The organism is Bradyrhizobium sp., from assembly GCF_049581145.1.
Lineage (GTDB): Bacteria > Pseudomonadota > Alphaproteobacteria > Rhizobiales > Xanthobacteraceae > Bradyrhizobium.
This window is the reverse complement of record NZ_JBAURI010000754.1, coordinates 1-6,408: the sequence shown is the minus strand read 5'-3', so window position 1 is coordinate 6,408 and position 6,408 is coordinate 1. Positions and strand designations below refer to the sequence as shown.

Below are 6,408 nucleotides of genomic sequence, written 5' to 3'. Positions count from 1 at the left end.
TTGGCGTGCTGGAGCGGTGTGGCCTGCGTATTCATCTTCGACCGCATGCTGCACACGTGACGACCCCGGCCGATTTCAACCGGCTGTTTCCGGCGACGGGCGGCGCGCTGTACGGCCGCAGCTCGCACGGATGGACCGCTTCGTTTCAGCGTCCGGGGGCGCGAACCCGGATTCCGGGATTGTATCTGGCGGGGGGCAGCACCCATCCGGGACCGGGCGTGCCGATGGCGGCGCTGTCCGGCCGTTCGGCGGCTGGCTGCCTGGTGGCGGACTTCGGTTCGACCAGCCGGTCGCCAAGAATGGCTATGCCTGGTGGTACGTCGATGCGTTGAGCGACGACGGACAGAACGGCATTACCATTATCGCCTTCATCGGCAGCGTTTTCTCCCCCTACTACGCCCTTGCGCGGCGCAAAGGCCCGGCCGATCCGCTCAATCATTGCGCCATCAACGTCGCGATCTACCGCAAGCGCGGCAGTCATTGGGCCATGACGGAACGGCCGCGCAACGCCCTCGGCCGAACCTCCGATCGCCTGAGCGTTGGCCCCAGCAACCTTGCCTGGGACGGCAAGTCGCTCACGATTCACATCGACGAGATCGCCGTGCCCATTCCGGGACGCATCCGGGGCGCGGTGCGCGTGGTTCCAACCGCAATCACGGCACAGGCATTCACGCTGAACAACGATGGCAATCATCTGTGGTGGCCGATCGCACCGTGCGCGCGGGTCCAGGTGCAGCTCGATCATCCGCGGCTTCGCTGGCAAGGCGACGGCTATTTTGACATGAACCGCGGCGACGCGCCGCTCGAACAGGGTTTTGCCGATTGGCAATGGGCGCGTGGCGCCACACGGGACGGCGCGTCGATCATCCTCTACGAGGCCCGGCGCCGCGATGCCAGCCGCGTCGATCTCGCAATGACCTTCGATCCGCAAGGACGGATGCAGGCATTCGAGCCACCGTCCACGGTGGAGCTGAGGCGCACGGCTTGGCAGATCGGACGCAGCATCCGCAGCGAGGACACCGCACACGTCATCCGGACGCTCGAAGACGCCCCGTTCTACGCGCGGTCGGTGATCGCCGCAAAGCTGCACGGCGAACCCGCGATCCTGATGCACGAGAGCCTGTCGCTCGACCGTTTCCGGATGCCCGTGGTACAGGCGATGCTGCCGTTCCGAATGCCGCGGTCTTGGAGATAGGATGCCTGGCGACAGGGTTTTGGCGATAGGAATTACGCCGCCGGGTCTTTTTGCTTCGCTCTCTCAGCCTCTTTCTTCCGGTCCAGCCGCCGCCCGACCAGTTCGAGAACGCCCCAGGCCATGGCGAACAGCGCCACCACGAAGAATTCCGTAAATCCGAGATAGCGCTCCATGGCCTGTCCCTTCAGGCATTGCTCTCGAACAATTACCGGTTCAAAGCGCGGCCGGTTTCAAGTTCGCTTATCGGATCGCGCCGCGCAGAAGCTGATCGCGCCGTTCAAGCCGGGCGAACAGATCGATGACCCAGACCGCCCGATCCTCGATCGTCCGGGCCCCGGCCTTCGCGGGTTGCACCGCTTCGCGCGGCGGCGTTGCCTCGATCGCCTCGATCAGGAAACGCGTTTCGTCGAGCTCGTCCGCCGGCGCGATTCTCCGTGCGGCGAGCCATTCCGTCTCCAGCAACAGCGCCGTGCGCGCCAGCACCACGAGCTTCCGACCAGCCGACACCACCGCCCGCTGCGAAATCGAATCGAGCCCCCGACGCTCCAGCTCGCGACCGATCTCGGCATAGAGCGCGCGTGCCGCGTAGATGCCGGGCCGGCAGGAGCGCGGCAGATGCTCGATCCCGAACGTGGCGCGGGCGTACAGGCTGTCGGCAACACCAAGCAGGCGCCGCACGATCTCGGCGATCGGTTTGGAAAATACCGGTTTCGCCAGCCATGCCTCCGGATCGACACCTGCGTCGCGCAGCCATGACAGCGGTAGATAAAGCCGGCCGGCCCGCGCATCCTCGCCGACGTCGCGGGCGATATTGGTGAGCTGCATCGCGACGCCGAGATCGCAGGCGCGTGCGACGATCGCCGGCGCGCGCTGCCCCATCACCAATGTCATCATGGCGCCGACCGTGCCGGCGACGCGCGCCGCATACGCATATAATTCCGGCAGCGTCTCGTAGCGGCGGCCTCCGGCGTCCCACGCAAGACCTTCAAGCAAGGCTTCCGGCAACTGGCGCGGTATCGAGAAACGCGCAACGACGTCGGCAAAGGCGCGATCGGCCGGACGATTCATCGGCTGGCCCATATAGGCGCGATCCAGCCGCGCCGTCAGGCGCTCGATTGCAGCCACAACATGGCCGCCGAGATCGACCGCGTCATCGGCGAGCCGGCAAAACGCATACAGCGCGATGGCGGGATCGGCCACTTTTCGCGGCAACACCAGCGAAGCCGCGTAGAAGGTGCGCGAGCCGCCCTTGAGCAGCGTGCGACAGGCAGCCATGTCGGCGGCATCAGTTGTCATGCGGTCTCCAGCTTCGAACGCGTCAGACTGCGCGCATCAGGAACGATGGAATCGAGAATGCGCGCGGAGGAGAGCACGCCGGGCAGGCCCGCCCCGGGATGGGTGCCGGCGCCCACCAGATACAGCCGATCGATGTCTTCGCTGCGGTTGTGCGGCCGGAACCACGCGCTTTGCGTCAGCACCGGCTCCAGTCCGAACGCGGCGCCGCGAAACGACGACAGCCGGTCGTGAAAATCCTGCGGCGTCAGCATGCGCGAGGTCACAATCGTGTCTTCCAGATCCGGCAGCACGGTATTGCCGAGTTCGCGGCCGATGGCGCGGCGATATTTTTCGGTTGCGACGTCCCAATCGATGCCGCTCTGCAGATGCGGGACCGGCGAAAGCACGTAAAAGGCATCGCAGCCTTCGGGCGCCAGCGACGGATCGGTGGCGGTCGGGCGATGCAGATACAGGCTGAAATCGTCGGCGAGTATCTTGCGTTCGAAGATGTCGGTCAGCAGTTCCTTGTAGCGCGGCCCGAGCAGGATGGTGTGATGCGGCACATCCCGATATTTGCGGCTCGTGCCGAAATACCAGACGAACAGGCTCATCGAATATCGCGCGCGCTCGATCCGCCTGTTGGTCCAGCGCGACCGCGCCGATGCCGGCAGCAGATGCCGGTAGGTCCACGCGGAATCGGCGTTGGAAACCACCATGTCGGCGTCGACGATCTCCCCGGACGCCAGCCGCACTGCACAGGCCGCGCCGTCCCTGACGATGATTTCGCGAACCTCTTGATTGCAATGGACCGCGCCACCCTGCCCTTCAATCAGCTTGACCAAGCCCTCGACCAGGCGCCCGGTGCCTCCCATGGCAAAATGCACCCCCCAGCGCCGTTCCAGGAAGCCGATCAGGCAATAGATCGAGCTTGCCGTGAATGGGTTGCCGCCGATCAGCAGAGGGTGGAAGCTGAACACGATCCGCAGCCGGGGATCGCGAAAGAAGCGCGAGACCAGGCTGTAGACGCTGCGATAGCTGGAGAGCCGGATCATCTCGGGTGCGATCCTGGCCATGTCGGTCCACTTGCTGAACGGCACGTCGCCGAGCTGTTCGAAGCCCGTCTTGAAGATCTCCTCGCTGGCCTTCATGTAGCCGTCATAGCCGCCGACATCGCCAGGGGACAATCGAGCGATCGCCGCGCGCATCGCGTCCGCGTCGCCGGAATAATCAAAGTGCGAGCCGTCCCGAAAGTGCATCCGGTAGAACGGCGACACTGGCACCAGCGTCACGTCATCGGACAGTTTGCGTCCGCAAAGCTTCCACAATTCCTCGAACAGGAACGGCGCGGTGACGATGGTCGGCCCTGCATCGAAGGTGAAGCCGTGCTGCCTGAAAACGTAGGCGCGGCCGCCTGGCGCATCGAGTTTTTCCAGCACGGTGACGCGATAGCCTTTCGCGCCCAGCCGTATCGCCGCCGCCAATCCGCCAAAGCCGCTGCCGATCACCACCGCATGTGGCTGGCCGCCCTCCAGGTCGGGCAGCGTCGAACGATGTGGGCCGGGATCGAGCATGGCCTGCACTGTAATTAATTATTGACAGTTGCCTAGCCCTAATATGTAAAAATATATTTACAGTCCGGTCGATCTCGACACGGCCGGAGAAGTCCGCGCCGCGTATGTCGTGATGAGATCCGCGATCCTCGACGGCTGTTCCTCATGCGCGAGATGACCGAGGCCGGGCAGATGTTCGATGGCGGCCTGCGGACAAATCTCGCGGACCTGTCGCGCCACGTCAGGCGAAATCGATCGGTCATTGCCGGCGGCCACGAGCAACAAGTTCGTCGTCAGCCGCGGCAAATCATGCAGCAGCGGCTGCAGCCGCCAGTTTGCCATCATCTGCAGCGCGGCTGCGACATGCGCGGGACTGCGCACCAGCTTGCGATAGAGCGCGATGCCGGCCGCGTCGACGGTCGAGCCGGTGTTGGCGATCAGCCGTTCGACGGCGGCGGGGTTCGACGCCTGCCAGGCGAACAGCCGCGGCACCAGCGGATTCATCACGAGCAACTGGGTGAGCGGCGAAATCAACTGGTTGGCGACGCCACCGAACGGCATGAACGCGCCGTTGAGGCTGACGAGAAGCTGCGGCGCAATTTTTCCGTCGAGACACATCCGCGCGAGAATCGCAGCGCCGGCGGAATGACCAACCGCGATCTCAGGCTTCACATCGAGAGCACGCAATAGCCCGCCCACGTCCGACGCCATGGCAGGCAGCGACAGCCGGTGCGCGAGCAGCGGCTGGGTAAAACCGTGGCCGGGCAAATCCGGGGCTACGACCGTGAATTGCTGCGCGAGGATCGGCATCAGGCCGCGCCACGAATGCGTCGCAGCTCCAGTGCCGTGAAGCAGCAGCAGCGGCGGCCCCTGACCCATCCTCTGAACATGCCACCTGATGCCGGCGGCCTCGACGAAGGCGCTGGCCTGCCGGTTGGGCCAGTCGCCACCATCCCTGCTCCAGACCAGATCAGACATCCGCGGCGCGCTTTCAGGCAGGCAACTTCGCGCGCGCGAGAAACGCGTCGTAACTCCTCACGAAAGCGTCTCCCGCCTCGAAGTGCGGCATGGCACCGGTTTGAAAAACCTCGATGGTCCAGTTGGCGCGGCCTTCGACCGCCGTCTTGTTGCTGTAATCGACAAAATCGCCGCGCACGCCGTGCGACATCCAGACCGGCAATGTCAGCAATTGATAGATCCGCAGGATATCCCGGCTAAACAGGAACCCCGACACGAAGTAATAGGGCGCATGTTGCGCGCCCGGCTGATGCGTGGTCAGGTAGTCGTACTCGGCCAGGCCCTCGTCAATGTCGGGCGAGCCCCATGTCTTCCGCAAAAAAAACCGAATGCTGGCGCGGCTGGTCAGCAGGCGGAAGAATGCTTCGCTCCACAGTGGAAACTCGAAGAAGGCGTGCAGCCCCGGCATGCCGCGCGTGCCGTCGCGCTGTTCTGCCGTCTGGTCGCGGCTTCGAAATCCGGTCGGGCTGACCAGCGCCAGGGTGCGGAACGCGAGCGGCAGTTCAGTGACGGCACGCGCCAGAAACTCCGACGACAGCGAGACCGCGAGCGCGTCGATCGGGCCGCGACCGTGGACATACTGAATTTCCTTGACGCAAACGAGGATGGCGTCGGTCATCACGCGGACGCTGTAGTCGCGTTTGCCGCGCTCGGAATGGCCGAAGCCGGGAAGCTCCAGCGCATAGACCGTGCGGCTCTGGCGATAGTGCTCGTAAAGCGGCTTGATTTCGTAGGCCGAGCCTGCGGCGTTGATGCTGTGGAGCAGCAGCAGCGGAGGCGCGTTGCTCTCTGTCGCGGGACCGGCGGCGTAGTACGTCAGGCGGCCGACCGGGCTGCCGATCTCGTGGCGCTGCCCGGAAACCGGTGCGGGCAATTCAACCATCCTGCTTGTCCTTTCGCCTGGATCACGCCCAGCGTGCCGTGCTCAAGAGCGTAGCAGCAGTTCGCCGCAAACGACAACAAGACTTGTCAATCCGAAGCGGAAACGCTACTTGACGAGGACCTTGCCCTGGCAACTGCTTTTTGCAAGGGCTTTTGGAGGCGAAGGCTGGCGCCGCCGGGGTGGCAAGCGAGCCCAGCTAGAGACCACTCGCCAGAACAGCCTTCGACAAGGTTGCAGCATCGGCATGTGGTAGCGGCAGATAGCGCGCGCCCATTTCCTTGGCAAAGGCTTGCGCGGCCAGTCCCGGACGCGATGATGTATCGACCAGCACGGTCGTGAACGCTGCCGCGCGCAATTGCCGTGCGGCGCTGATTGCGTCCTGCTCCGCGTGTGCACGTCCCTGCCCACCATCGCGAGCAATGTTGGCGCGGCCGTCAGTCAGCAGCACAATCGTTGGAGTTTGGCCCTTGCGGCGCGCAGAATCCGAA

7 protein-coding genes and 1 pseudogene are annotated in these 6,408 nt (G+C 64.5%); 2 read left to right on the top strand and 6 right to left on the bottom strand.

Features of this window, described 5'->3' with window-relative positions; genetic code table 11:
* Nucleotides 1-332, top strand: a 332-nt coding sequence (locus WCB02_RS24645) for an FAD-dependent oxidoreductase (RefSeq protein WP_423962270.1), incomplete at its 5' end; no start/stop codon positions are given.
* Nucleotides 329-1,195, top strand: a complete 867-nt coding sequence (locus WCB02_RS24640) for a hydratase (protein ID WP_423962269.1) — start codon at nucleotides 329-331, stop codon at nucleotides 1,193-1,195. The genes WCB02_RS24645 and WCB02_RS24640, both read left to right, overlap by 4 nt.
* A 32-nt stretch (nucleotides 1,196-1,227) precedes the next feature.
* Here WCB02_RS24640 and WCB02_RS24635 read toward each other — a convergent pair whose 3' ends face one another.
* From WCB02_RS24635 to bchD, 6 genes and pseudogenes are all read right to left on the bottom strand, one after another.
* Nucleotides 1,228-1,368 (bottom strand): hypothetical protein, encoded by a 141-nt coding sequence (locus WCB02_RS24635; protein ID WP_423962267.1) that lies wholly within the window; start codon nucleotides 1,366-1,368, stop codon nucleotides 1,228-1,230.
* 67 nt (nucleotides 1,369-1,435) lie between these two features.
* Nucleotides 1,436-2,491, bottom strand: a complete 1,056-nt coding sequence (locus WCB02_RS24630; protein ID WP_423962265.1) for a phytoene/squalene synthase family protein — start codon at nucleotides 2,489-2,491, stop codon at nucleotides 1,436-1,438.
* Nucleotides 2,488-4,041: a phytoene desaturase gene (locus WCB02_RS24625; RefSeq protein WP_423962263.1), complete on the bottom strand. Its 1,554-nt coding sequence runs from the start codon at nucleotides 4,039-4,041 to the stop codon at nucleotides 2,488-2,490. Before WCB02_RS24625 ends, WCB02_RS24630 begins: the two co-directional genes overlap by 4 nt.
* A gap of 57 nt (nucleotides 4,042-4,098) precedes the next feature.
* Nucleotides 4,099-4,998, bottom strand: coding sequence for an alpha/beta fold hydrolase BchO (gene bchO, locus WCB02_RS24620; protein ID WP_423962262.1), 900 nt, complete (start codon nucleotides 4,996-4,998; stop codon nucleotides 4,099-4,101).
* Between the two features lie 13 nt (nucleotides 4,999-5,011).
* Nucleotides 5,012-5,920, bottom strand: a complete 909-nt coding sequence (locus tag WCB02_RS24615) for an alpha/beta fold hydrolase (RefSeq protein ID WP_423962260.1) — start codon at nucleotides 5,918-5,920, stop codon at nucleotides 5,012-5,014.
* A 196-nt stretch (nucleotides 5,921-6,116) separates the two neighbouring features.
* Nucleotides 6,117-6,408 (bottom strand): annotated as a pseudogene (bchD, locus tag WCB02_RS24610) (magnesium chelatase subunit D); the annotation flags it as partial.